At 66.7% G+C, this 23,467-nt stretch carries 21 protein-coding genes and 1 tRNA gene; 12 read left to right on the top strand and 10 right to left on the bottom strand.

From position 1 onward, the window contains the following. Positions 1–41: 41 nt before the first annotated feature. From QTH97_RS05290 to QTH97_RS05245, 10 genes are all read left to right on the top strand, one after another. A complete protein-coding gene (locus QTH97_RS05290; protein ID WP_286566998.1) occupies positions 42–908 on the top strand; it encodes a CheR family methyltransferase in 867 nt (288 codons plus the stop codon). Further along, a complete protein-coding gene (gene cheD / locus QTH97_RS05285) occupies positions 905–1,567 on the top strand; it encodes a chemoreceptor glutamine deamidase CheD (protein ID WP_286566997.1) in 663 nt (220 codons plus the stop codon). Before QTH97_RS05290 ends, cheD begins: the two co-directional genes overlap by 4 nt. Before the next feature lie 56 nt (positions 1,568–1,623). Further along, complete coding sequence (locus tag QTH97_RS05280; protein ID WP_444813384.1) at positions 1,624–2,649, top strand: protein-glutamate methylesterase/protein-glutamine glutaminase; 1,026 nt, start codon at positions 1,624–1,626, stop codon at positions 2,647–2,649. Between the two features lie 29 nt (positions 2,650–2,678). After that, the gene (gene cheY / locus QTH97_RS05275) at positions 2,679–3,074 is read left to right on the top strand and encodes a chemotaxis response regulator CheY (RefSeq protein WP_286567111.1); all 396 of its coding nucleotides are present in this window, start codon (positions 2,679–2,681) and stop codon (positions 3,072–3,074) included. A 1-nt stretch (position 3,075) separates the two neighbouring features. Then, entirely contained in the window at positions 3,076–3,714 is a 639-nt protein-coding gene (gene cheZ / locus QTH97_RS05270) for a protein phosphatase CheZ (RefSeq protein WP_286566996.1), read from the top strand. A gap of 129 nt (positions 3,715–3,843) precedes the next feature. After that, complete coding sequence (gene flhB / locus QTH97_RS05265; protein WP_286566995.1) at positions 3,844–4,986, top strand: flagellar biosynthesis protein FlhB; 1,143 nt, start codon at positions 3,844–3,846, stop codon at positions 4,984–4,986. Further along, the gene (gene flhA, locus QTH97_RS05260) at positions 4,983–7,079 is read left to right on the top strand and encodes a flagellar biosynthesis protein FlhA (RefSeq protein WP_286566994.1); all 2,097 of its coding nucleotides are present in this window, start codon (positions 4,983–4,985) and stop codon (positions 7,077–7,079) included. Before flhB ends, flhA begins: the two co-directional genes overlap by 4 nt. Then, complete coding sequence (flhF, locus tag QTH97_RS05255) at positions 7,076–9,631, top strand: flagellar biosynthesis GTPase FlhF (RefSeq protein WP_286566993.1); 2,556 nt, start codon at positions 7,076–7,078, stop codon at positions 9,629–9,631. The genes flhA and flhF overlap by 4 nt, the downstream gene beginning before the upstream one ends. A gap of 10 nt (positions 9,632–9,641) precedes the next feature. Then, the gene (locus QTH97_RS05250; RefSeq protein WP_286566992.1) at positions 9,642–10,517 is read left to right on the top strand and encodes a MinD/ParA family ATP-binding protein; all 876 of its coding nucleotides are present in this window, start codon (positions 9,642–9,644) and stop codon (positions 10,515–10,517) included. 35 nt (positions 10,518–10,552) lie between these two features. Beyond that, positions 10,553–11,287: an RNA polymerase sigma factor FliA gene (locus QTH97_RS05245; protein ID WP_286566991.1), complete on the top strand. Its 735-nt coding sequence runs from the start codon at positions 10,553–10,555 to the stop codon at positions 11,285–11,287. Here the strand turns inward: QTH97_RS05245 and QTH97_RS05240 are convergent. The 3 genes from QTH97_RS05240 to QTH97_RS05230 all read right to left on the bottom strand — a co-directional run bounded on the left by QTH97_RS05240 (position 11,250) and on the right by QTH97_RS05230 (position 14,173). Continuing rightward, positions 11,250–11,915 carry a DUF2238 domain-containing protein gene (locus tag QTH97_RS05240; RefSeq protein ID WP_286566990.1) on the bottom strand — a complete coding sequence of 222 codons (666 nt, stop codon included), beginning with the start codon at positions 11,913–11,915 and terminating at the stop codon, positions 11,250–11,252. The two genes, QTH97_RS05245 and QTH97_RS05240, sit on opposite strands and share 38 nt — an antisense overlap. 81 nt (positions 11,916–11,996) lie before the next feature. Next, positions 11,997–13,184 carry a M20 aminoacylase family protein gene (locus QTH97_RS05235; protein ID WP_286566989.1) on the bottom strand — a complete coding sequence of 396 codons (1,188 nt, stop codon included), beginning with the start codon at positions 13,182–13,184 and terminating at the stop codon, positions 11,997–11,999. 8 nt (positions 13,185–13,192) lie between these two features. Beyond that, complete coding sequence (locus tag QTH97_RS05230; RefSeq protein ID WP_286566988.1) at positions 13,193–14,173, bottom strand: tripartite tricarboxylate transporter substrate binding protein; 981 nt, start codon at positions 14,171–14,173, stop codon at positions 13,193–13,195. Positions 14,174–14,340: 167 nt separating this feature from the next. Here QTH97_RS05230 and QTH97_RS05225 point away from each other — a divergent pair, with 167 nt between their 5' ends. Together QTH97_RS05225 and aspA are read left to right on the top strand one after the other, a co-directional pair. Then, on the top strand, positions 14,341–15,225 hold the full coding sequence (locus QTH97_RS05225) for a LysR family transcriptional regulator (RefSeq protein WP_286566987.1): 885 nt from the start codon (positions 14,341–14,343) through the stop codon (positions 15,223–15,225). Between the two features lie 104 nt (positions 15,226–15,329). After that, complete coding sequence (gene aspA / locus QTH97_RS05220) at positions 15,330–16,751, top strand: aspartate ammonia-lyase (protein ID WP_286566986.1); 1,422 nt, start codon at positions 15,330–15,332, stop codon at positions 16,749–16,751. 33 nt (positions 16,752–16,784) lie between these two features. Here aspA and QTH97_RS05215 read toward each other — a convergent pair whose 3' ends face one another. The 7 genes from QTH97_RS05215 to QTH97_RS05185 form a co-directional block, all read right to left on the bottom strand. Further along, complete coding sequence (locus tag QTH97_RS05215; RefSeq protein WP_444813375.1) at positions 16,785–17,762, bottom strand: Bug family tripartite tricarboxylate transporter substrate binding protein; 978 nt, start codon at positions 17,760–17,762, stop codon at positions 16,785–16,787. Positions 17,763–17,794: 32 nt separating this feature from the next. Then, a complete protein-coding gene (gene tcuB / locus QTH97_RS05210; RefSeq protein WP_286566985.1) occupies positions 17,795–18,979 on the bottom strand; it encodes a tricarballylate utilization 4Fe-4S protein TcuB in 1,185 nt (394 codons plus the stop codon). Continuing rightward, positions 18,966–20,387, bottom strand: a complete 1,422-nt coding sequence (gene tcuA, locus QTH97_RS05205; protein WP_286566984.1) for an FAD-dependent tricarballylate dehydrogenase TcuA — start codon at positions 20,385–20,387, stop codon at positions 18,966–18,968. Before tcuA ends, tcuB begins: the two co-directional genes overlap by 14 nt. 77 nt (positions 20,388–20,464) lie before the next feature. Next, positions 20,465–21,391 (bottom strand): LysR family transcriptional regulator, encoded by a 927-nt coding sequence (locus QTH97_RS05200; RefSeq protein ID WP_286566983.1) that lies wholly within the window; start codon positions 21,389–21,391, stop codon positions 20,465–20,467. 60 nt (positions 21,392–21,451) lie between these two features. Beyond that, positions 21,452–22,162: an SGNH/GDSL hydrolase family protein gene (locus QTH97_RS05195; protein WP_286566982.1), complete on the bottom strand. Its 711-nt coding sequence runs from the start codon at positions 22,160–22,162 to the stop codon at positions 21,452–21,454. Between the two features lie 203 nt (positions 22,163–22,365). Continuing rightward, positions 22,366–22,441: transfer RNA gene (locus QTH97_RS05190), tRNA-Thr, on the bottom strand. 11 nt (positions 22,442–22,452) lie between these two features. Continuing rightward, positions 22,453–23,463, bottom strand: a complete 1,011-nt coding sequence (locus QTH97_RS05185) for a class 1 fructose-bisphosphatase (RefSeq protein ID WP_286566981.1) — start codon at positions 23,461–23,463, stop codon at positions 22,453–22,455. Between the last annotated feature and the right edge of the window lie 4 nt (positions 23,464–23,467).

The raw sequence follows: 23,467 nt of genomic DNA, 5'->3' as shown, positions 1-23,467 counted from the left end.
CTTTTATCCCCTTGATCGAAGCTTTGGAAAAGAGGCTCCCTATGTACATTGAAAGCCATGCACCGACCTTGGCCGTGAACACCGAATTCCTCTTCACCGACAGCGATTTCTCGAAGATCCGTACGCTCATCCATCGCCGTGCCGGCATCGCCCTCGGCGAGCAGAAGCGCCAGATGGTGTACAGCCGGCTGTCGCGCCGCCTGCGCGAGTTGCGGCTGCCGGAGTTCTCGACCTACCTCGAACTCCTGGAATCGCGGCAGGACGGAGATGAATGGCAGTCGTTCATCAATTCGCTCACGACCAACCTGACCTCGTTCTTCCGCGAAGCGCATCATTTTCCGGTGCTGGCCGAGCACGTGCGCAAGGCGCAGCAGCCGGTCACCATCTGGTGCGCGGCGGCGTCGACGGGCGAGGAGCCCTATTCGATCGCGATCACCCTGATCGAGGCGCTCGGCGATCGCGCGAGTTCCGCCAGGATCATCGCGACCGACATCGATACGGCGGTGCTCGCCAAGGCATCGGCCGGCGTGTTCACCGCGGAGCAGGTCGGACGTCTTTCCGCCGATCGCCTGCGGCGCTTCTTCAACAAGGGCACGGGCTGCAATGCCGGCAAGGTGCGCATCCGGCCCGAGGTCGCGGCCATGGTGAAGTTCTCGCGGCTCAACCTGCTCGACCCCTCGTGGTCGGTCAAGGAGCCCGTGGATGCCATCTTCTGCCGCAACGTCATGATCTATTTCGACAAGCCGACGCAGAAGAAGGTGCTGGACCGCTTCGCCCCGCTGCTCAAGCCCAACGGGCTGCTGTTTGCAGGCCACTCCGAGAACGCGTCCCTCGTCAACCAGACCTTCAAGCCGCTTGGCCACACGGTGTACGAGCTGTCTCGAAGCCCGGGGAAGGTTTCGACATGAACGCAGCGGTGCCGGGGTCGGTAGCGAGCCATCACTACTTCGACCGCGACGTGGGCAGCATGGCGGTCAAGCTGCTGCCGTCGGAGTATTTCGTGACGACGACGGACACGGTGCTGACCACTGTGCTGGGCTCGTGCGTCGCCGCCTGCATCGTCGACATCGACAACGGCGTCGCGGGCATGAACCACTTCATGCTGCCCGAGGACGGCGATGCCGTCGCGCGCGACCAGACCGAATCGATGCGCTACGGCGCCTACGCGATGGACGTGCTGGTGCGCGAGATGATCCGATCCGGCGCGCGCCGCGAGCGGCTGCAGGCCAAGGTCTTCGGCGGTGCTGCGGTGCTGGCGAACATGACCACGCTCAACATCGGCGACCGCAATGCCGACTTCGTGCTGCGCTACCTGAACGCCGAGCGCATCAGCGTCGCGGCGCAGGACCTGCGCGGCCAGCATGCGCGCCGCGTGTGCTTCATTCCGGCGAGCGGCAAGGCGGTCGTGCGCAAGCTGCGCGGCCAGACCGACGTCCAACTGATCCAGCGCGAGGAGGGCGAACTTCTGCGCAAGCTCACCACCCGGCGCCCGACCCCCGGCACCTACGCCGGCTACAGCGCTGTCGGCGACGCAACGCCCGCAGCCAAAAACAAAGGAAGCTGGTGAGCGCGAACAAGATCAAGGTGCTGTGTGTCGACGATTCGGCGCTGATACGCAGCGTGATGACCGAAATCATCAACAGCCAGCCCGACATGACGGTGGTCGGCACTGCGGCGGACCCGCTGGTGGCGCGCGACCTGATCAAGGTCACGAACCCCGACGTGCTGACCCTCGATGTCGAGATGCCGCGCATGGACGGGCTTGAATTCCTCGAGAAGCTCATGCGCCTGCGGCCCATGCCCGTGGTCATGGTGTCCTCGCTGACCGAACGCGGCTCCGAGATCGCCCTGCGCGCGCTGGAGCTGGGCGCCATCGACTTCGTGACCAAGCCGCGGCTCGGCGTGCGCGACGGCCTGCTCAACTACACGGAGCTGATCACCGGAAAGATCCGCACGGCGTCCGCTGCCCGGCTGTTGCCTTCGCGCGCCACCGCCGCCGCAAAGGTGCCGGTGGATGCGCCGCCGGAAGCGCTGTTGCGCAGCCCGCTGCTGAGTACCGAGAAGCTCATCATCATCGGCGCCTCCACGGGCGGCACCGAAGCCATCCGCGAGGTGCTGCAGCCCTTGCCGCCGGACTGCCCGGCCGTCCTGATCGCACAGCACATGCCGGCGGGTTTCACGAAGTCCTTTGCGCAGCGGCTCGACGGTCTCTGCCGCATCACCGTCAAGGAGGCCGAGCACGGCGAGCGCGTGCTGCCAGGCTACGCCTACATCGCGCCGGGCGCCTTCCACCTCTCGCTCGCCCGCAGCGGGGCCAACTACGTGGCGCAACTGGACCAGGAGCCGCCTGTGAACCGGCATCGCCCGTCGATCGACGTGCTGTTCGATTCGGCGGCGCGACATGCCGGCAAGAACGCCATCGGAATGATTCTTACGGGCATGGGCAAGGACGGCGCCGAAGGCCTGCTGAGGATGAGGAAGGCCGGCGCCTTCACGCTGGCGCAGGACGAGGCGAGTTGCGTGGTCTTCGGCATGCCGAAGGAAGCGATCGCATTGGGCGCTGCCGACGAGGTGGCGCCGTTGGGAGAGATGAGCCGGCGCGTGCTGGCCCATCTCCGCACATTCGGTGCGCGGACGAACCGGGTTTGAACGAACTGTTTGGAGTGAGAGATATCGTGATCGACAAGAGCATCAAGATTTTGGTTGTGGACGACTTCCCGACCATGCGCCGCATCGTGCGCAACCTTCTGAAGGAACTCGAGTTCCTCAATGTCGACGAGGCCGAGGACGGCGCGGCCGGCATCGAGAAGCTGCGAGGCGGCAACTTCGGCTTCGTGGTCTCGGACTGGAACATGCCCAACATGGACGGACTGACCATGCTGCAGACCATCCGCGCCGACCCGGAGCTGCGCAAGCTGCCGGTGCTGATGGTGACGGCCGAGGCCAAGAAGGAGAACATCGTTGCCGCAGCGCAAGCAGGCGCAAACGGCTATGTGGTCAAGCCGTTCACCGCCGCGACGCTCGAGGAGAAGATCACCAAGATCTTCGAGAAACTAGCCAAAGAGGTGGCCTGACATGAAGGACGCGATCGACGCCGAACAGGGGGACACCGCTGAACAGTTGCTGGGCCGCATCGGGCAGTTGACGCGTCAATTGCGCGAAGGCATGCGCGAGCTGGGCCTGGACAAGCAGGTCGAGAAGGCCGCCCAGGCCATCCCGGGAGCGCGCGACCGGCTGAACTACGTCGCCGAGACCACCGAGCGCGCGGCGCATCGCGCACTCAACGCCATCGATGTCGCACAGCCGCTGCAGGAAGGGCTCGCGACCGATGCCAAGGGGCTGAGCCGGCGGTGGGACGAATGGTTCGCGAACCCGATCGAGCTGAACCATGCGCGCGAACTGGTGATGGACACCCGCGGATACCTGAAGGACGTTCCGGAGAAGGCGGGCGCCATCAACTCCCAGTTGATGGAGATCCTCATGGCGCAGGATTTCCAGGACCTGACCGGCCAGGTCATCAAGAAGATGATGGAAGTGGTCAACGAGGTCGAGACGCAGCTCCTTCAGGTGCTGATCGACAACTCGCCGGCCGAGAAGCGGCAGGAAATCAGCAGCAGCAACCTCATGAACGGTCCGCAGATCGTCCCCGGCAATCCCGAGGCCGTGACGGATCAGTCACAGGTCGACGACCTGCTCGCCAGCCTGGGTTTCTAGGACTTTCGAGTCGCTCCTATTGGGTGAGAAGGAGGGCGATATCGGTCTTGATCGGCCGATTGTTCCAGCCCCCCGAAACCAATAATCAGTCATGAGCAGGCGTCCTTCGCCGATGCTCCTGGAGCATGAATGGCTGAGGAAAGCGATCTCGAAAAAACGGAACCCGCCTCTGAGCGACGCCTTGAAAAGGCGCGCGAAGAAGGCAACGTGGCCCGCTCGCGCGAGCTGACCACACTGGTGATGCTGGGCACCGCCATCGGCGGCTTGTGGTTCACGGCCCAGTCCCTCGGCAGCACGATGAGCGCCGCCATGCGGCGCGGCCTGCACTTCGAGCGTTCCGCGGTCTTCGAGCCGTCGCAGATGATGGCCCAGACCGGCGCCATGGCGCTCCATACGCTCATGGCCATCGCACCCTTCTTCGCGATGATGGTGGTGGCCGCGGTGGTTGCGCCGCTGATGCTCGGCGGCTGGCTGTTCTCGGGAAAGGCCGTTTCGCCCAACTTCGGCAAGCTCGAACCCTTCGCGGGCATCGCCCGCATGTTCTCGACTCAGTCGCTGGCTGAGCTGATCAAGGCACTGGCGAAGTCCGCGCTGATCGGCGGCGTGGCCTACCTCGTCATTTCGAACAACCTCGAAGGCATCATGCAGCTCATGGCGCTGCCGGTGAGCGCCGCGCTGCCACAGACCATCATGCTCGTCGGCCGCGACTGCGCGCTGATCGCGGCGGCTCTGCTGCTGGTGGCCTTGATCGATGTGCCCTGGCAACTGTGGAGCTACTACAAGAAGCTGCGCATGTCGCGCGAGGACGTGCGCCAGGAGCACAAGGAAAGCGAAGGCGATCCGCACATCAAGGCGCAGATCCGCCGCCAGCAGCAGGCGATGGCCAAGCGCCGGATGATGGCCGAGATCCCCAAGGCCGACATCGTGGTGACGAACCCCACCCACTTCGCGGTGGCGCTGAAGTACGTGGACAGCGACATGCGCGCTCCGCGCGTGGTGGCCAAGGGCACTGACCTGGTGGCGCAGCGCATCCGCGAGATCGCCGTGGCCAACAAGGTCGCGATCCTCGAGGCGCCGCCGCTTACGCGTGCGCTCTACAAGCACACGAAGCTTGGCGAGGAAATCCCGTCGGGCCTCTACACCGCGGTGGCCGAGGTGCTCGCGTGGGTCTACCAGCTCAAGCGCTGGAAGGACGAAGGCGGCGATGAGCCGCGCATGCCCAAGGACCTGCCCATCCCCGAGGCGCTCGAATATTCCCTGAAGTCCGCATGAACTCCCTTGCAAGCCTGATGCGTTCACCGACGCAATTCTTCTCCGGCTCCCAGTTCAAGGGACTGGCGGGGCCGATCCTCATCATCATGATCCTGAGCATGATGGTGCTGCCGCTGCCGCCCTTCCTGCTGGACCTGCTGTTCACCTTCAACATCGCGATGTCGGTGATGGTGCTGCTGGTGAGCATGTACACCATGAAGGCGCTGGACTTCGCCGCCTTCCCGGCGGTGCTGCTGTTCTCGACCTTGCTGCGCCTGTCGCTCAACGTGGCTTCCACGCGCGTGGTGCTGATGCACGGCCACACCGGGCCCGACGCGGCGGGCAAGGTGATCGAGGCCTTCGGTCACTTCCTCGTCGGCGGCAACTTCGCAGTGGGCGTGATGGTGTTCATCATCCTCGTGCTCATCAACTTCATGGTGATCACCAAGGGCGCGGGGCGCATCGCCGAGGTCGGCGCGCGCTTCATGCTCGATGCGATGCCCGGCAAGCAGATGGCGATCGACGCCGACCTGAATGCCGGACTGATCGGCGAGGACGTCGCGCGCAAGCGCCGCACCGAGGTCGCGCAGGAAGCCGACTTCTACGGTTCCATGGACGGCGCCAGCAAGTTCGTGCGCGGAGACGCGGTGGCGGGCCTGCTGATCATGGTCATCAACATCATCGGCGGCCTTGTGGTCGGCGTGGTCCAGCACGGGCTGGATTTCTCGACGGCGGGCAAGACCTACACGCTGCTCGCCATCGGCGACGGCCTGGTCGCGCAGATCCCAGCGCTAGTGATCTCTACGGCGGCCGGCGTCATCGTCTCGCGCGTGGCGACCGACGAAGACGTGGGTCGCCAACTCACGGGCCAGCTCTTCTCCAACCCGCAAGTGATGTTCCTGACGGCCGGCATCATCGGCCTGATGGGCATGATCCCGGGCATGCCGAACCTGGCTTTCCTGCTGATCGCGGGCGGCCTGGTCTGGCTGGGCCGCGGCCTGCTCAAGCGCAAGCCGCAAGAGGCCGCAGCGGCGCAGGAAGCCGCCGCGAAAGCCGCCGCGGTGCCGGCCCCCGAGACGGCGGAAGCCACCTGGGACGACATCGCGCTGGTCGATCCGCTGGGCATGGAAGTCGGCTACCGGCTCATTCCGCTGGTGGACCAGTCGCAGCAGGGCGAACTGCTGGGCCGCATCAAGAGCATTCGCAAGAAGATCGCGCAGGACATCGGCTTCCTGGTCCCGGTGGTCCACATCCGCGACAACCTGGAAATCAAGCCCAACGCCTATATCGTCAGCCTGAAGGGCGTGGAGATCGGACGCGGCGAAGCCTTCCCGAACCAGTGGATGGCGATCAACCCCGGCCAGGTTTCAGGCACCTTGCCCGGCACGCCGACGCAGGACCCGGCCTTCGGGCTGCCCGCCGTCTGGATCGACGGCAGCATGCGCCAGCAGGCACAGATCTACGGCTACACGGTGGTCGATGCCTGCACGGTGATGGCGACGCACCTGAACCACCTGATCCAGACCCACGCCGCCGAACTGCTCGGGCGCCAGGAAGTCCAGCAACTGCTCGACCAGATAGCCAAGACCGCGCCGAAGCTCACCGAGGACCTGGTGCCGAAGGTCGTGTCGCTCAGCACACTGCACAAGGTGCTGCAGAACCTGCTGGACGAAGAGGTCTCGATCCGCGACATGCGGACCATTCTCGACGTGATGGCCGAGCACGCGCCGACCATCAAGGACGCCACGGAGCTGACCACGCTGGCGCGCCTGGCCCTCGGCCGCGCGATCACGCAGCAGCTCTTCCCGGGCGCTTCCGAACTGCAGGTCATCGGGCTCGATGGCTCGCTCGACAGCGTGCTGCAGCAGGCCATGACCAACAGCAGCGGCATCGAGCCCGGCCTGGCCGACAGCCTGCTGCGCCAGACGCAGGCCGCCATTGCGCGGCAGGAGCAGATGGGGCTCGCGCCCGTGCTGGTCGTCCAGCACGCGCTGCGCGTGCTGCTGTCGCGCTTCCTGCGGCGCAGCCTGCCGCAACTCAAGGTGCTCTCCCACGCGGAGATCCCTGACTCTCGCAACATCAAGATCACCGCCACCATCGGAGGAAGAGTTTGAGCATTTCTACAGACGTGCGGACCACGGCCCGCAAATTCGTCGCGGCCACCAGCCGCGAAGCCCTGCGCCTCGTCCGCGAGGCCCTGGGTGCCGAAGCCATCGTGCTGACCAACCGGGCACTCGCGGATGGCGTGGAGATCGTGGCGATGGCCGAAGGCGACGTGGCGCAGACGCTCAAGAGCGCCGAGCCGATGACGCCGGTCGTGCCGGCACGGCCGGTTGCACCGCTTGCACCGGCGATGCCTGTTGCCGCAGTTGTGCCGACTGCGCCGGTCGTACCCGTGGCGCCCTCCGCGCCTGCGGCTCACCTTGCACCGGTGACCGCCGTCGCACCTCTGGCGCATGCCGCACCGGTCGCCCAGGTCGTCCCCGCGAAGCCCGTCGCGGCATCTTCGGCGCCAGAACCTGCAGCCCACACCGACACCGTGCTGAACGAACTGCATTCGATGCGCGGCATGATCGAAGAGCAGCTTGCCAGCGTCGTGTGGAACGACAAGCAGCGCCAGGACCCCGTGCGCGGGCGCCTGCTGCGCACACTGCTCGGCGCCGGCTTCAGCGCCAAGCTGTCCAAGGCGCTGCTGGAGAAGCTGCCCACCGGACAGACCTATGCGCAGGGCATGGCTTTCGCGCGCTCGGAGCTGATCCGCGCGGTGCCGGTGCACGAGGATGAAGACGCGCTGCTCGCGCAAGGCGGCGTCTACGCTCTGATGGGCCCGACCGGCGTCGGCAAGACCACCACCACCGCCAAGCTCGCTGCTCGCTGCGTCATGCGCTTCGGTGCCGACAAGCTTGCGCTGGTGACCACCGACAGCTACCGGATCGGCGCGTACGAGCAACTGCGCATCTACGGGCAGATCCTCAACGTGCCCGTCTACGCCGTAAAGGATGCCGCCGATCTGCACCTGGTGCTGCAGGACCTGCGCGACAAGCACATGGTGTTGATCGACACCGTGGGCATGAGCCAGCGCGACCGCGCGGTCTCCGACCAGATCGCGATGCTGTGCACCAGCCATCGCCCGGTCAAGCGCCTGCTGCTGCTGAACGCAACCAGCCATGGCGACACGCTCAACGAAGTCGTGCATGCCTACCGCCACGGCGGGGGAGGCAACGAACTCGCCGGCTGCATCTTCACCAAGGTCGACGAGGCCACCCATCCTGGCGCGTTGATCGACACGGTGATCCGCCATCGCCTGCCGGTGCACTACATCTCCAGCGGACAGAAGGTGCCGGAGAACCTGATGCTGGCCGATCGCGCACAACTGGTGGACAGTGTGTTCCAGCCGCGCCGCCACAACCCGCTGTTCGTGCCGGCAGAGGTCGACATGCAGGATGAGCCCGCGGGCGCCGCGCCGTCGGCCCAGGTCGTCCACGCGAAAGCCGAGGCCGACCGGCTTCGCACGCAGTACCAGAACCTCATTCGTGCCATGGCGCACGATGCGCAGGAGCTGGCGACCGCGGCCGGTGCGCTCGCCGGTGCGCAGATCGGCTTCGAAAGCGCACGCCGGCTGTGGCGCCACGCGGGCGACGAGGACATTGGCCACAAGGCCGTGTTGCAAGACCTGATGGTCCATGCCCGCAGCGAGATCGCGGCCGGCTGCGAACAGCACGTGCTCGCGCTGTGCGGCCAGGTCGGCTTGCGCTCCAACGAAGGCGGCGATGCCTACGAATGCCAGAGCAGCCTGCTGCTGTCCGATCGCAGCGGCGCGCCGCTGTCGGCGCCGAACCAGTGGCTTTCCACGGCGGCGACACGCGGCGGTGGCGATGCCCGGCGCAAGCCCGGCATGCGGCAAGTGCAGTGGCTGCGCCAGCAGGATTTCGGCAAGTCGCTGGTGCACGTGCTGCCGCGGCTGCCCGCCATCGAGTTCATGTCCGAGTGGCAGGCGCAAGGCCAGAAGTGGCTGGCACGCGCGCCGGGCTCGACCGGCGTCATCGATCCGCACACCGGCGCATCGAGCGCGCTCGCGCGCAGGGACTTCGAGTTCGGCGAGACGCATCCCGTCCTGTTCCGCGGCAAGCCGGCGGTGCAATGCGAGGCGCATACGGAGGTCATCCTGCGGGCCGGCGCCGAGAACGCCGCGCTGCCCGCACTGCGCTGTGTGGTCACGCGCGTGATGGACGAGCGCAGCCAGAAGATTCTTGCGCAAGGCTATCTGCTGACCAACGTCGGCATGCAGGTCACGGCGCGGCAGCTGGCGCAATGGCAGGGTTGGGCCGCCGAGGCCGATCCATGCTTCCGCCTGATCCGGCAGGGCGTGCAACTCGTGGGCGGGATGGGCGAGCTGGGCGATCCGAACATGATGAAGCGCCTGCTGATCGCGGGCCAGGTCACTACCACCGTGTGGCGGCTGCTGCAGTCCAACGGCGAGTGGGCCGACCGCACGCGCATGCTGCTGAACCAGTTGACCGGGCGGCCCGTGCGTTCCAGCCGGCCTCTCACCGGCAACGTCTTGTACGTGGGCGTGAGCAAGCTCTTCCTGTTGCTGGAGGCGCTCGGCACCGAATCGACGGCGCCTACGCAGCAGCCACGCAAGGCCCTGGAGCAGCAGGATTGAGGAGGCGCGTATGACCAAGCTGGTTGCAGATCAGGCGGACGGATTGCGGCGGCTGCTGTCGCACACGTCGACGCGCATCGTCGCCGTTGCCGGCGTAGGCCGCGGTGACGGCGCGACGACCACGGCGATGAACCTCGGCGCGGCGCTGGTGCATCAAGGCAAGGATGTGCTGCTCCTCGACGAGCATGGCCCGGCGGCGGACTCGGTGTGCGCCATCTGGGACATCGATCCGCTGGGCAGCCTGGCGGATGTGGCCAACGGACGGCTGCCCCGCGAAGGCGCGGTGGCGCGCGCTGGTTGCGGTGTCGGCGTACTGCCGGCGCTGCCCGGCGTGCCGCATGCGGACACCGATCCGCGCCTGCTGTGCGATGGCGGCGTGATCCTCGTCGACGCCGTGCTCGACAGCGAAGGCCGCCTCTCGCCGCTGGCGCAGGCCGCGGACGAACTGGTGCTCGTGCTGCGGCCGAATGCCGCGTCGATCACATCGGCCTATGCGGGCATCAAGCGGCTGCACTACGCGCACGGCCTGAAGCAGTTGCGTTTCCTGGTCAACGGCGTTTCCAGCGATGAAGAGGCGCAGAAGATCACGACCAACCTCACCAGCACAGGCAGCCGCTATCTCGCGGTGTCGCTGGAGCCGGCCGGTTGGGTTCGCGCCGATCCGCATCTGGCGGACGCACGGCGGCTGGGCGAGACCGTGGTCGAAGCCTTCCCGGCCAGCCCGGCCGCGGTGGACTTCAGGCGCATCGGTGGCGACATGGGCCGCTGGCCCTGGCGCACGACCGCGCCGCGTCGCTCCAAGGCCATCGAGAGCGCGGAGCATGCGCTTCGCGCCGTCATGGCGCCTGCGCTCTCCGCGCATGTGCAAGGCGCTGTCGCCGCCTGACCCGCAGAACCGAACAACGGAAAAAAGGACAGAACGTGTACACCGCGCAGGGAACCATTGAAAAGTCCCATCTGCTAGAGCAGCACCAGCCGATGGTGCGCCGTATCGCGCTCCAGATGATCGCCAAGCTGCCCGCCAGCGTGGAACTCGACGACCTGATCCAGGCCGGGATGATCGGCCTGCTCGATGCGTCGAGCCGCTACCAGGACAACAAGGGCGCGCAGTTCGAGACCTTCGTCAGCCAGCGCATCCGCGGCGCGATGCTCGACGAGCTGCGTGCCAGCGACTGGGGCTCGCGCGGGCTGCGCCAGTCGGCGCGCAGCGTCGAGAAGGCCATCCAGGCGCTCGAACACCGGCTCGGCCGTCCGCCGACCGAAGGGGAGATCGCCAGGGAGCTGAAGATGGACCTGGAGGCCTATCAGTCGCTGTTGCAGGAAATCCAGGGCTGCCAGCTCCTGTATGTCGAGGACTTCGCCAAGGGCGAATCGGACAACCCCTTCATCGACATGCATGCGCAGGAAGCGCGCAAGGGCCAGCGCGTGAGCGACGACCCGCTGGCGCAATTGCTGGAAAGCGGTTTTCGCCACCAGCTGGTGGACGCCATCTCGGCGCTGCCCGAGCGCGACCAGCTCCTGTTGAACCTGTACTACGAGGAAGAACTGAACCTGCGCGAGATCGGCGCGATCCTCGAAGTGAGCCAGAGCCGCGTGTGCCAGTTGCACAGTCAGGCCATCAGCCGCTTGCGGGCCAGCCTGAAGGAAATGTTGTAGCGAGTTGCCGGTCGTGCACTCGTGAGAGCAGGAGCAGTGCGCACGTCGATCCGACGAGGGCCATGAACATGTCCGACTGCGTGTCCCACGGATCGCCCTGCGTGCCGAGGAACTCTTCCGCGCCCTGGCCCATCGCCAGGGCAGCCGCCCATTCGATGAGCTCGTAGCCGGCGCTGATTGCCATCACGATGCAGACGACGATGAAGGCGAGCATCTTCCGGCCCCGCACGTACTGGCCGCGCAGCAGGATCTCGCGCGCGATCAGCGCGGGCACGAAGCCCTGCACGAAGTGGCCGATCTTGTCGTAGGGATTGCGGCCCAGTTGCATCAGATCCTGCAGCCAGAAGCCGAGAGGCACGCGCGCATACGTGTAGGCGCCGCCGAGCATCAGAACGCAGCAGTGCAGGAAGATCAACGCGTAGAGCAGCGGCGTAAGGGGATACTGCCGGCCGGTCGCCCACATCAGCGGCAATGCGATGAGCACCGGCGCCACCTCCATCCACCAGGTGGCGCGGTCGTAGGGGTGCAGGGCCGAGAGGGCGAGCAGCGCGACCAGGGCGGCCGAGCTGGCGATCAGGGCGCGAGGGAGATGACGGGGCCGATGGGGCCGACAAGGCTGATGGACCATGGGGCCGCAGTATGAGCGACCCGGGCGACCGCGCCCGACCCGGACGTCGAGCCCTGCGAAGTCGCCTTGGCGCGTCCTTCTTCAGGCGGCCAGGAAGCGCTCGGCCAGCAGCACCCAATAGGCCGAGCCGATGGCGACGTTGGCGTCGTTGAAGTCGTAGCCCGGGTTGTGCACCATGCACGCGCCGTGGCCGTCGCCCTCGCCGGCGCCGTTGCCGATCAGCAGGTAGCTGCCCGGCACCTTCTCGAGCATGAAGGCGAAGTCCTCGCTGCCGGACAGCGCCGGGCCTTGCAGCGTGACGCGATCGGCGCCGACCAGTTCGAGCGCCACCTCGCGCGCGAAGGCGGTCTCCTCGGGGGTGTTGACCAGCACCGCATAGCCGGGCTTCCAGTCGATCGTGGCAGTGACGTCGAAGCTCTCGGCCTGCGCCGTAATCACCGACTTGATGCGTTGCTCCAGCAGGGCGCGGACTTCGCGATCGAGCGCGCGAACGCTCAGCTCCATCGTCGCGGTCTGCGGGATCACGTTGTTGGCCTTGCCTGCGTGCAGCGCGCCCACCGTGACCACCGCCATCTGCAGCGGATCGATGTTGCGCGAGACGATGGTTTGCAGTGCCATCACGATGCTCGCCGCCGCCACGATCGGGTCGGCGGTGCGATGCGGCAATGCGCCGTGGCCGCCGATGCCGGTGAGGGTGACCGTGACGTAGTCGGACGAGGCCATGGCCGCGCCTTCGCGCAGTACCAGCCGGCCTTGCGGCGTGCCGGGCATGTTGTGCATGGCGAAGATCGCATCGCAGGGGTACTTGTCGAAGAGGCCGTCCTGCATCATCCGCAGCGCACCGCCGCCGCCTTCCTCGGCGGGCTGGAAAATCAGGTTCAGCGTGCCGGTGAAACGGCCGCGATGGGCCAGATGGTGCGCCGCCGCGAGCAGCATGGCCGTATGGCCGTCGTGGCCGCAGGCATGCATCACGCCCTGGTGGCTGCTGGCATAGGCCAGGCCGGTGGCTTCGTCGATCGGCAGGGCATCCATGTCGGCCCGCAGGCCGAGCTGGCGCGTGCCGTTGCCACGCCGCAGCCGTCCCACGACACCGGTGCCGCCGAGGCCGCGCTCGACTTCGTAGCCCCATTCCTTGAGCTTCGAGGCCACCAGCTCGGAGGTGCGGTGCTCGTCGAAGGCCAGTTCTGGGTGGTGGTGGATGTCGCGGCGCAGGCTGATGAATTCGTCCGCCTGCTGGTGCAGCGCGTCGAGCAGGTTCGCAGTCGTCATGGTGTTCCTTACTGGGGCTGCAGGTTGATGGACTTGGCGATGGCGCGGTAGCGCGCGATCTCGGCGTCGTAGAACTTCGCGGATTCGGCCAGCGTCATCGGCGGCGACGCCAATTGCGTCTGGGCCGCCAGTTGCGATCGCACGCCCGACTCCTGCAGCGTGGCGCCGATGGCCTTGTGCAGGCGCTGGACCACATCTTCCGGCGTGTTCTTCGGCACCATGAAGCCGCTCCAGATCTTGTACGAGAAGTCCTTCAACTCCTTGCCTTCGCTGACGGCCGGCACGTTTTTGAGCAGTTCGGAGCGTTGCGCTCCGAGTTGGCCGATCACCTTGAGCCGCCCTTGCTCTGCCAGGGCGCCCATGCCGGCGCTGTAGACCAGCACGGCGAAGTCCACCTGCCCGCCGCCGATGTCCTGCAGCAGCGGGGCGTTGCCCTTGTAGGGCGCGTGGATCATCTGGGTGCCGGTGCGGTGCTGAACGTCCTCGAGGATCAGGTGGTAGAGCGAGCCGATGCCCACGCTCCCGTAGGTCAGCGGCTTGTCCTTGGACTTGCGGGCGAGCGCGATGAGTTCGTCGACGTTGTTGGCGGGCAGGTCCTTGCGGGCGACGAAGACCATCACCGCGTCCGTGACCGGATGGACGAGGCGGAAGTCCTCGGCCTTGAGCTTGACGGCGGCATTTGCGAGCGGCGACAGGATCACCTCGTTGGGCGAACCCTGGAAGAGGTAGTAGCCGTCGGCGGGTGCCGCGAGAACCTTCTGGGCCGCCAGCGCGCCGGCGACGCCGCCGAGGTTTTCCACCACCACCTGCTGGCCGAGTTCCTTCCCGAGCGGCACGGTGAAGATGCGCGCCGCCGCGTCGGACGGCCCGCCGGCGGGGTATGGAACCATCAGGTTGACGGGCTTGGTCGGGTAGCCCTGGGCGAGGGCTGCGCCCGCGGCCAGCAGCAACAGGCCGGTGGCGATCGAACGCTGGAGAAACGGCTTCATAGGACTCCTGGTGGCGCCTGCGTGGGCGCCTGTGGAAATGACTGGCTCGGCGACGGCGTCTTGTGTCCTGACGCGAAACGCATCGTAGGAGCGCTGCAAAAGAACATCCAATGCATTGTTGTTCGATTTAGCATTACTTCAATGCATACCAAGCGAAAAGGCTCCGCATGACGCTCGTCCAACTCCGCCATCTGATCGCCCTCGCCGAGAGTGGCTCGTTCAGCAAGTCCGCGCAGGCGCTCTACATCACGCAGCCTGCGCTCAGCCGCAGCATTCGCGCGCTGGAGGACGAACTGGGCATGCCGCTGTTCGATCGGGTCGGGCGGCGCAGCGAACTCACCTCCTTCGGGCACGAGGTCGTGGCGCGCGCACGGCAACTGGTGTTCGAGGCCGGCGAACTGCGCGACAGCGGCCGCCAGATGCGCGAAGGGCAGGGCGGCGTGCTTCGCGTCGGCATGGGATCGGGCCCCGGTGCGATGCTGATGACGCCGCTGCTGATGCGCATGGCGACGCGGCATCCGAAGGTGCGCGTGGTGGTGGCGCGCGGCGGCACCGACCTGCTGGCACAGGCACTGCGCGCGCGAACGCTCGACGCGCTGGTGGTCGATGCCCGCTCGCTGGACCCTGCCGCCGACCTTCAGGTGAGCGAGCTGCGCGAAATGCGAGGCGTCTTCATGTGCCGGCGCGGCCATCCGCTGACGCGCCTGCGCAAGGGCGTGACTTTCAAGGACGTGCAGCGCTACCCCATCGCTTCCACGCCGTTGAGCGAGGAGGTGGCGCGCAGCCTGATCGAGACCTACGGCCCCGAGGCGCACCCGGAGCAATGCGTGACGCTGCAATGCGAAGAGGTCGCGAGCCTCGTCGATGTGGCCCGCCAGAGCGATGCCGTGCTGCTGGCGATTCGCGCGGCCGCGCCCGATCTTGTCGAACTGAAGATGGCGCCGCCGATCGAAAGAGTCGCACGCTTCGGCCTCGTGACGTTGCGCCGGCGCACGGAGGCTCCGGGCTTGTCGATCGTGCGGGAGCTGATCCAGGAGTTGATGCACGACTGAGGCAGGCAGGCACCGCCGGCCGCGCATTTGACCGCGGGGCGGCATTCATGGATAACCCGCTTCGGAGACATCGCTCGCACGCCGGGCAACAACGAAGGAACACCATGAGCCAATTCCGCATCGAGCACGACCTGCTTGGCGACCGCGAGGTGCCCGCCGAGGTGTACTACGGCGTGCACACGCTGCGCGCGCAGGAGAACTTCCAGATCTCGGGCACGACCATCTCCGCCTATCCGGAACTCGTGACCGCGCTGGCGTCGGTGAAGCAGGCGGCCGCCGAAGCCAACGCCGAGCTGGGCCTGCTGCCCGAAGCGAAGCTCAATGCCATCGTCGCGGCCTGCGAGGAGATCCGCAAGGGCGCGCTGCGCGACCAGTTCGTCGTCGACATGATCCAGGGTGGCGCCGGCACCTCGACCAACATGAATGCCAACGAGGTGATCTGCAACCGGGCGCTGGAGATCCTCGGGCATCAGCGCGGCGAGTATCAGCACCTGCACCCGAACGAAGACGTCAACATGGCGCAGAGCACCAACGACGTCTATCCGACCTCGCTGCGCATCGCGACCTGCTTTGCGATCGACCGGCTGCTGGTCGCGATGGACCGGCTGCGCGGCGACTTCGCCGAGAAGGCGGTGGAGTTCGCGCCGCTGCTGAAGATCGGCCGCACCCAACTGCAGGATGCCGTGCCCATGACGCTGGGCCAGGAGTTCTCCACCTATGCCGTCATGCTGGAAGAGGACATGGCGCGCCTTCGTGAAGCCTCCCTGCTGATCCGCGAGATCAACCTCGGCGCGACGGCCATCGGCACCGGCATCACCGCCCACCCCGAGTACGCGGCCAAGGCGCTGAAGTCACTGGTGCGCATCACGGGCATCGAACTCAGCACGGCGCCGAACCTGATCGAGGCGACGCAGGATTGCGGTGCCTTCGTGCAACTGTCGGGCGTGCTCAAGCGCATCGCGGTGAAGCTGTCGAAGACCTGCAACGACTTGCGGCTGCTGTCGAGCGGGCCGCGCTCGGGGCTGGGCGAAATCAACCTGCCGGCGATGCAGGCGGGCTCGTCCATCATGCCTGGCAAGGTGAATCCAGTGATCCCGGAAGTCGTCAACCAGGTGGCGTTCGAAGTGTTCGGAAACGACCTCACCGTGACTTTCGCCGCAGAGGCCGGGCAACTTCAGCTCAATGCCTTCGAGCCGATCATCGCGACCGCGCTGTTCCGCAGCTTCAAGCACCTGACGAATGCCTGCAACACCTTGGGCGAACGGTGCGTGCGTGGCATCACCGCCAACCCCGATCGCCTGAAGGAAAGCATCGAGCGCTCCATCGCGCTCGTGACGGCGCTCAACCCCATCATCGGCTACAAGGAAGCGACCGAGGTCGCGGCCGAGGCCTACGCCAACGGCACCAATGTGCGCGAGGTCGTGCTCCGGCGCAAGCTGATGACCGAGGACGAGCTGGAGCAGGCGTTGCGCCATGAGGTGTTGACTCAGCCGCGGGTCTACGAGCAGACGCAGCGCAAGCACTGAACGCGCGGCGCCATCGACGAAGGCGCCGCGGCCTCAGTTGGCGGTGATCTTCCGCTCGCGGACGATGGCGCTCCATTTGGCGTCCTCGCTCTTCATGAACGCCGTGAGCTCGGCGCGCGAGGTCGGCTGCGGCGTCAGGCCGTGCTTGTTCAACGCGTCCTTGACGCCGGGATCGTTGAGCACCTTGACGATCTCCGCGTTCCAACGGTCGAGGATCGGCGCCGGAGTCTTGCCGGGCGCGACGAAGGCATACCAGTTCAGCGCCTCGAAGCCGGGATAGCCCGACTCGGCCACTGTGGGGATGTTGGGGAGGTAGGCCGGGCGTTTCAGCCCCGTGGTAGCGAGCGGGATCAGCTTGCCGGCCTCCACGTAGGGCATTGCAGTGGGCGGCGCCGAGAAGTAGGAGGCGATGCGCTGGCCCAGCAGATCGGTGAGAGCGGGCGCGCCGCCTTTGTAGGGGACATGCACCATGTCGACGCCGGCGCGCTGGTTGAACAACTCGCCCGCGAGATGCGAGGCGGAGCCGGCGCCCGTGGAAGCGAAGTCCACGCCGCCTTGCTTCTTCTTGGCGAGCGCGACGAACTCCGCGAGGTTCTTCGCACCCACGCCCTGATGCACCACGAGCACGTTCGGGAAATTGACGCCGCCAGATACCGGAGCGAGGTCCTTGAACGGGTCGTAGCCGACCTTCATCACGTGCGGCGCGATGGTCAGCGGGCCGATCGATCCGAACAGCAGCACAGAGCCATCGGCGGGAGCGCCGGCCACTTGCTGGTGCGCGATGTTGCCGCCCGCGCCGGCCTTGTTGTCGACCACCACGCTTTGCCCGATGTTCTCGGCCAGCTTCTTGGCGATCAGGCGCGCCGCCGCGTCGGCCGCACCGCCGGGCGCGAAACCGACGACCAGCGTGACGGGCTTGGAGGGCGGGAAGTCCTGGGCATGGGCGATGCCTGCGAGCGGCAATGCAGCGATGGCGAGCGTCATGGCGCTCAGCAGTCGGCGTTTGTTCAACGTGGTCTCCGGGTGGTTGTTGTCTTGTGTGGTCAGTCCGCGCCCAGCCCGATCGGGTTGGGTTGGCGTTTCTCGATCGCGTGGCGCAGCAGCGAGGCGGTGCGGAAGATGCCGTGCGCGAACTTGCCGTAGGGGAGCGTGGCGAACAGGGCCATGACTGCGCCGAGGTGCAGGCAGAGCAGCACGGCCAGGGCGGGCGTGCCCCGGCCCAGCCAGAGTGCGAGGCCGGTGGCGCTGGTCAGGAAGAGCAGCGCAATGAAGCCGAGGTCCATCGGCTTCTGGGCCACGTCGCCGTGCAAGGGATGGCGACGGCGATTCAGGCGCCACAGCCCTGCGGTGCCCACCAACAGGCTCAGCCCGCCTGCGACGCCCAGCAGCTTCGGGAGGCTGGGGAATTCGTACGGTGCGACCCAGCCGAACACGTAGTGATAGACAGTCGCCAGTGCGGTGGCCGCAAAGCACAGCATGAAGCCGTAGAAGGTGAAGTGGTGGAAGAGCCGGCGCGAGAGCGTGTACGCGTCGTCCTCGTTGTTGCAGCCCTGGCCGTGACCGCCGTCGAGGTACTTCAGCCGCAGCACCGCATCGGTGGCCTCGGCAGCGGCCGGAGCGCTGAGTGGCGCACCGCTGGTGGCGGGCGTCACGTCGCGCCAGAAGCGACGCACGCCCATCGCCAGCGCCAGAGCCGCGAACAGGAAGACCGGTGCGAACAGGCTGACCAGCAGGTTGTGCGGGAAGAGGTTGTAGAAGTTGCCCTGTAGCTTGCCTCCCCACAGCGTGCCGTTCATCGCAACGGCCATGATCAGGAACAGTGCCAGCCCGGCTGCCACTGCGAGCGACAGGGTGAGCCCGTTGCGCTGGTACAGCTTGCCCAGCGGCTGCGGCCACGCATAGTCAACGTAGGTCTGCCCACGCACTTCGGCCATCGCCTTCGGCACGTTGACGGCGAACTCGTGCGGCGGCGCGTACTGGCAGGCATGCAGGCAGGCGCCGCAGTTGTGGCAGAGGTTCGCGAGGAAGTGGATGTCGGCCTTGCCGAATTCGAGCCGGCGCGTCATCGCGGGGAACACTGCGCAGAAGCCTTCGCAGTAGCGGCAGGCATTGCAGATCTGCATCTGGCGCCCGACTTCGGTTTCGTTCGCGGAGAGGATGGGGATCACGGTGCGCCCGCCCGCGGCGAGCGATGCGGCTTCGCGTGTGAGGGCTTCAAGTTGTTGCATGGTGGTCCGTTCTCGCCGTCTTGGCGTTGGCGGCCGCTTGGGCCGCGCGGGTGCCGGCGATGCGCCCGAATGCGGTGCCGATGGCCATGCCGACGCCGGCCGTGTAGCCCTTGCCGAGCACGTTGCCGGCCATCATCTCGCCGGCGACGAAGAGGTTGTCGCTCGGTACCCCGTCGAAGTGCACCGCGGAGTCCTCGTTGACCCTCAGGCCCAGGTAGGTGAAGGTAATGCCGGGCCGCAGCGCATAGCCGTAGAACGGCGCGGTGTCGATGGGGCGCGCCCAGTGCGTCTTGGCGGGCGAGAGGCCTTCCGTGTGGCAATCGTCCAGTTGCGTGTGGTCGAAGGTGCCCGCGCGGCAGGCGGCGTTGTAGGCCTCGACCGTGGCGGTGAAGCGGGCTTCATCCAGGCCGAGCTGGCGGGCGAGTTCGGGCAGCGAGTCGGCCCGGGTGCCGGGGAACACCGGTGGCATGAAGCGGCCGACGGCCTTGGCATCGATGATCGACCATGCAATCTGGTCCGGCTGCTGCGCGACGAGCCGGCCCCAGATCGCGTAGCGCTTGGGCCAGAAATCCTCCCCCTCGTCGTAGAAGCGCTCGGCATGTCGGTTGACCACCACGCCCAGGGACACGCAGTCGATGCGGGTGCAGATGCCGCCGTCGTACAACGGTGCGCGCGCGTCGATGGCCACCATGTGCGCCTGCGTCGGATCTCCGATGGCGTCGGCGCCGGCATCGATCATGTGCTTGAGCAGCACGCCCGTGTTGAAGCGGGTACCGCGGATCAGGAAGTTGTCGGCCGGCCATTTGCCGCGCTCGTTCTGGCCCCAGGCCTCGCGCAGCCATGCGATGTTCGACTCGAAGCCGCCCGCGGCCAGCACGCATGCGCGGGCCGCGATGCGTTCGCCGGCGGCGGTGCGGGCGGCAAGGAAACGGCCGTCCCGCATTTCCACCGACACCACCGGCGTGTCGTAGCGCACCTGCACGCCCAGTGCCTCGGCGCTGCGAAAGTAGGCATTGACCAGCGCCTTGCCGCCGCCCATGAAGAAGGCATTGGTGCGCGCCACGTGCAGCGCCCCCGACAGCGGCGGCTGGAAATGCACGCCGTGGCTTCGCATCCAGTCGCGGCAGTTCGAGGACGCGCGGATCGCCATGCGCGCGAGGTGCTCGTCGGTCTGGCCGCCAGTGACTTTCAGCAGGTCCTGCCAGTACTCTTCCTCGGGGTAGGCGTCGACCAGCACGTCCTGCGGCGCGTCGTGCATGCAGCGCAGGTTGCGCGTGTGCTGCGAATTGCCGCCTCGCCATTCGCGCGGCGAGGCTTCGAGCAGCAGGACGCTGGCGCCGGCCTCGCGCGCCATGAGCGCGGCGCACAGCGCAGCATTGCCGCCGCCGACGACCAGTACATCGATCACGTTGTCTCTCCTTGTGGGGTGGGGAGACTGTAGGGGTCCGCCCCTTCACGCGAAAGGGCGGATCGGGCAACGGGTGTTCAGTTTTCGAGAAGACTGGCGCCGGCCCAGCGTCCCTCGCGCACCAGCGTGCGCGCCGTGTCGGTCATCACTACGCGGGCGGCCAGCGCAGCCGGGGAAAGCTCGTCGTCCGACAGGCTCACCAGCAGGTTGCGGCGGCCGACGTGCGCATCGGTGATCTGGCTGAGATGCACGTCTTGCGTGGGATGGCGCGCCGTCGCGGCGCCGGGCTGGATGGTCGCGCCCTGGCCGGCGAGCACTGCGTCCATGAGAAGGGCGAGGCCGTCGATTTCCGCGACGATGGTCGGCTCGATGCGTGCCCGCGCAAAAGCGGCAGTCAGCGTCGCGCGCAATCCGTGGCCGGCGCTGGGCAGGATGAGCGGCACGCCGGCCAACTGGGACAGGCGGACCTTGGCGCCGGCCGGCCGCTTCGGCAGCGTGCGCGAGGCAATCACGTACAGCTTCTCGTCAAGCAGCGGGGAGACGCTCCAGCGGCGTGGCGTGTCGGTCTGGAACAGCACGGCGAGATCGAGTTGCCGCGCTTCGAGCATCTTCCCGAGGTGGCCGGAGAGCGACTCCACGAGGTGCAGCCGCACGTCCGGATAGCGTTCGCGCATCGCCTGCATCAGCGGCACGCCGAGTACCGAAGCCGTGGTTGGCGCAAGGCCGACGCTCACGTGGCCCGAGAGACGCGCTTGCTGCGCGGCGCGGATCGCGTCGTCGGCGTGTCGCAGCGTGAGCTGGGCCTGGTGCAGGAAGGCGACGCCCGCATCGGTCGGCGTAACGCCCGTCGATGCGCGTTGCAGCAGGCGGGTACTGAGTTCGCTCTCCAGCCGGCTGATCTGCTGGCTCAGGGCCGAGGTGACCACGCCCAGCTCGACCGCGGCGCGGCCCATGCTGCGCAGCTCGCAGACCTTGACGAAATAACGTAGCTGTCGCAACTCCATGAGGGCGCAGTGTAGGGGTCAGCGCGTCGCGCCGCCCCGAAGCTCAGGGAGTCGGCGGCATCAGTGGCTGCACTCGGGCGCCACGCGGTCCAGCGCCTCGATCAGCTTGGCCGTAAGGCGCAGGCTGTAGTCCTCGGTCGGGTGGACCTCATCGATGAGTTCGACCGGGCCGGCCGACCCGAAATCGGCGAACTCGACGTCCATGTCGCGGGCCAGCGTCTTCGCCTCGTCGTCGATGCGGTCGCGCCCTGCCAGCCTGTCCGGGGTCATGAAGGCGTTCGGTGTCTGGCGGGAGTAGCCGGTCAGCACCGGGATCTTGCCTTCGAAGCGCACAGCTTCGATCATCCAGGGCAGGTGGGTCAGCACGGTTCCGCCGGACCAGCCTTCGGCAATGCCGCTCTCGATCACCACCACTCGGGCATCCCGCGGATCCTTGCGAAATCCCTTGGCCACTTTGGCCAGGGACTGGCCGGGTACCGTGCGGTCGTCGATGCGCCAGGCCGGCCGCCGAGCCTTGAGTTCAGCCGCGGGATGGCGTGCGTGCCGCGTCGAGAGCTCTTCCTTGACGTAGGAGCCGTTGAGGATCGAGTCGCCGTACAGCACGACAGAGCAGTCGGCGGTGGCGTTGTCAGGCACGGGCTGGGTGGCGGCGATCGCGGCGGGCATCGTCGGGACGGGACCGGCCGCATCGGTCGTCCCCGCGCTCTTGCCGCCGCAGGCGCTCATGAGCGCCATCGAGACGGCGAGAAGGGTGGCAGGAACGGATTTCATGGTACTTCGGGGACGCTTGCTCGTGCGGCCTCGGCGCAGGAGCGGAATTTTGCGCAAGACAAGGGGAAAGAATGGGAATGGAATGGCATGTGACGCGTAGGACCTGGCGCCATGCCAAGCGACGAGTTCCGACCACGACGTGGTGCGCGAGACCAACAAAAAAGGCCTGCTACCGGTGAGGTAGCAGACCTTCTTGCTTCGATTGGTGCCGGAGAGATGAATCGAACACCCGACCTTCTCATTACGAATGAGCTGCTCTACCGACTGAGCTACACCGGCTAAGCCTTCGATTATAGCGGGTCGTGATAGCGGGTCAGCCGCTCGACCTCATTTTTTGATCCCAACACAACAGCCACGCGTTCATGGAGCTTCGACGGCTCCAGGTCAAGGATGCGCTTCCTGCCATTGGTCGAGGCGCCGCCAGCCTGTTCGACGATCCAGCTCATGGGGTTGGCCTCATACATCAGGCGCAGCTTGCCGGCCTTTTCGGGCTCGCGCTTGTCCCAGGGGTACATGAAGACGCCGCCGCGCATCAGGATGCGGTGCACGTCGGCCACCATGCTGGCAATCCAGCGCATGTTGAAGTCCTTGCCCCGCGGACCTTCCCTGCCGGCCAGGCATTCGTCGATGTAGCGCTTCACCGGGGCGTCCCAGTGGCGCATGTTGCTCATGTTGACCGCGAATTCCTTGGTGTCGGCCGGGATCTGGATGTCTTCCTGCGTCAGCATGAAGGAACCCTGCTCGCGGTCGAGCGTGAACATCGCCACGCCATTGCCGACGGTCAGCACCAGCGTGGTCTGCGGGCCGTAGATGCAGTAACCCGCCGCGACCTGCTTGCTGCCGCCCTGGAGGAAGTCGGCTTCCTGCACGCCGGGTGTGTCGTCGGGCTTCTTGAGGACACTGAAGATGGTGCCGATGCTGACGTTCACGTCGATGTTGCTCGATCCGTCGAGGGGATCGAACAGCAGCAGGTATTCGCCTTGCGGATAGCGGTTGGGAACGACGTAGATGCTGTCCATCTCCTCGCTCGCCATCGCGGCGAGGTGGCCGCCCCATTCGTTGGCCTCGATGAGCACCTCGTTGGCGATGATGTCGAGCTTCTTCTGGACTTCACCCTGAACGTTCTCGCTCTCGGCCGTGCCCAGGACGCCGCCGAGAGCGCCCTTGTTGACGGCCTGGCTGATGCTCTTGCAGGCGCGCGCAACCACTTCGAGCAGCAGCCGCAACTGCCCGGGGATGAGCCCGTCGGCGCGTTGCTGTTCGACGAGGTAGCGGGTCAGTGAAATCTTGTGTTGAGCCATGTAG

The sequence above is a fragment of the Variovorax gracilis genome (assembly GCF_030317115.1).
In the GTDB taxonomy this organism is placed as follows: Bacteria; Pseudomonadota; Gammaproteobacteria; order Burkholderiales; family Burkholderiaceae_C; genus Variovorax; species Variovorax gracilis.
The sequence above is the reverse complement of the archived record's forward strand: the minus strand, read 5'-3'. Positions and strand labels throughout refer to the sequence as shown.

Excerpts from the sequence above, each read along its gene's own strand:
- cheZ (WP_286566996.1), top strand. The coding sequence starts at position 3,076 with ATGAAGGACGCGATCGACGCCGAACAGGGGGACACCGCTGAACAGTTG.
- flhA (WP_286566994.1), top strand. The coding sequence starts at position 4,983 with ATGAACTCCCTTGCAAGCCTGATGCGTTCACCGACGCAATTCTTCTCC.
- QTH97_RS05280 (WP_444813384.1), top strand. The coding sequence starts at position 1,624 with ATGACCGAAATCATCAACAGCCAGCCCGACATGACGGTGGTCGGCACT.
- QTH97_RS05225 (WP_286566987.1), top strand. The coding sequence starts at position 14,341 with ATGACGCTCGTCCAACTCCGCCATCTGATCGCCCTCGCCGAGAGTGGC.
- QTH97_RS05250 (WP_286566992.1), top strand. The coding sequence starts at position 9,642 with ATGACCAAGCTGGTTGCAGATCAGGCGGACGGATTGCGGCGGCTGCTG.
- QTH97_RS05195 (WP_286566982.1), bottom strand. The coding sequence starts at position 22,162 with ATGAAATCCGTTCCTGCCACCCTTCTCGCCGTCTCGATGGCGCTCATG.
- flhB (WP_286566995.1), top strand. The coding sequence starts at position 3,844 with ATGGCTGAGGAAAGCGATCTCGAAAAAACGGAACCCGCCTCTGAGCGA.
- tcuB (WP_286566985.1), bottom strand. The coding sequence starts at position 18,979 with ATGCAACAACTTGAAGCCCTCACACGCGAAGCCGCATCGCTCGCCGCG.
- QTH97_RS05200 (WP_286566983.1), bottom strand. The coding sequence starts at position 21,391 with ATGGAGTTGCGACAGCTACGTTATTTCGTCAAGGTCTGCGAGCTGCGC.
- aspA (WP_286566986.1), top strand. The coding sequence starts at position 15,330 with ATGAGCCAATTCCGCATCGAGCACGACCTGCTTGGCGACCGCGAGGTG.
- QTH97_RS05240 (WP_286566990.1), bottom strand. The coding sequence starts at position 11,915 with ATGGTCCATCAGCCTTGTCGGCCCCATCGGCCCCGTCATCTCCCTCGC.
- QTH97_RS05185 (WP_286566981.1), bottom strand. The coding sequence starts at position 23,463 with ATGGCTCAACACAAGATTTCACTGACCCGCTACCTCGTCGAACAGCAA.
- cheD (WP_286566997.1), top strand. The coding sequence starts at position 905 with ATGAACGCAGCGGTGCCGGGGTCGGTAGCGAGCCATCACTACTTCGAC.
- QTH97_RS05235 (WP_286566989.1), bottom strand. The coding sequence starts at position 13,184 with ATGACGACTGCGAACCTGCTCGACGCGCTGCACCAGCAGGCGGACGAA.
- QTH97_RS05290 (WP_286566998.1), top strand. The coding sequence starts at position 42 with ATGTACATTGAAAGCCATGCACCGACCTTGGCCGTGAACACCGAATTC.
- QTH97_RS05230 (WP_286566988.1), bottom strand. The coding sequence starts at position 14,173 with ATGAAGCCGTTTCTCCAGCGTTCGATCGCCACCGGCCTGTTGCTGCTG.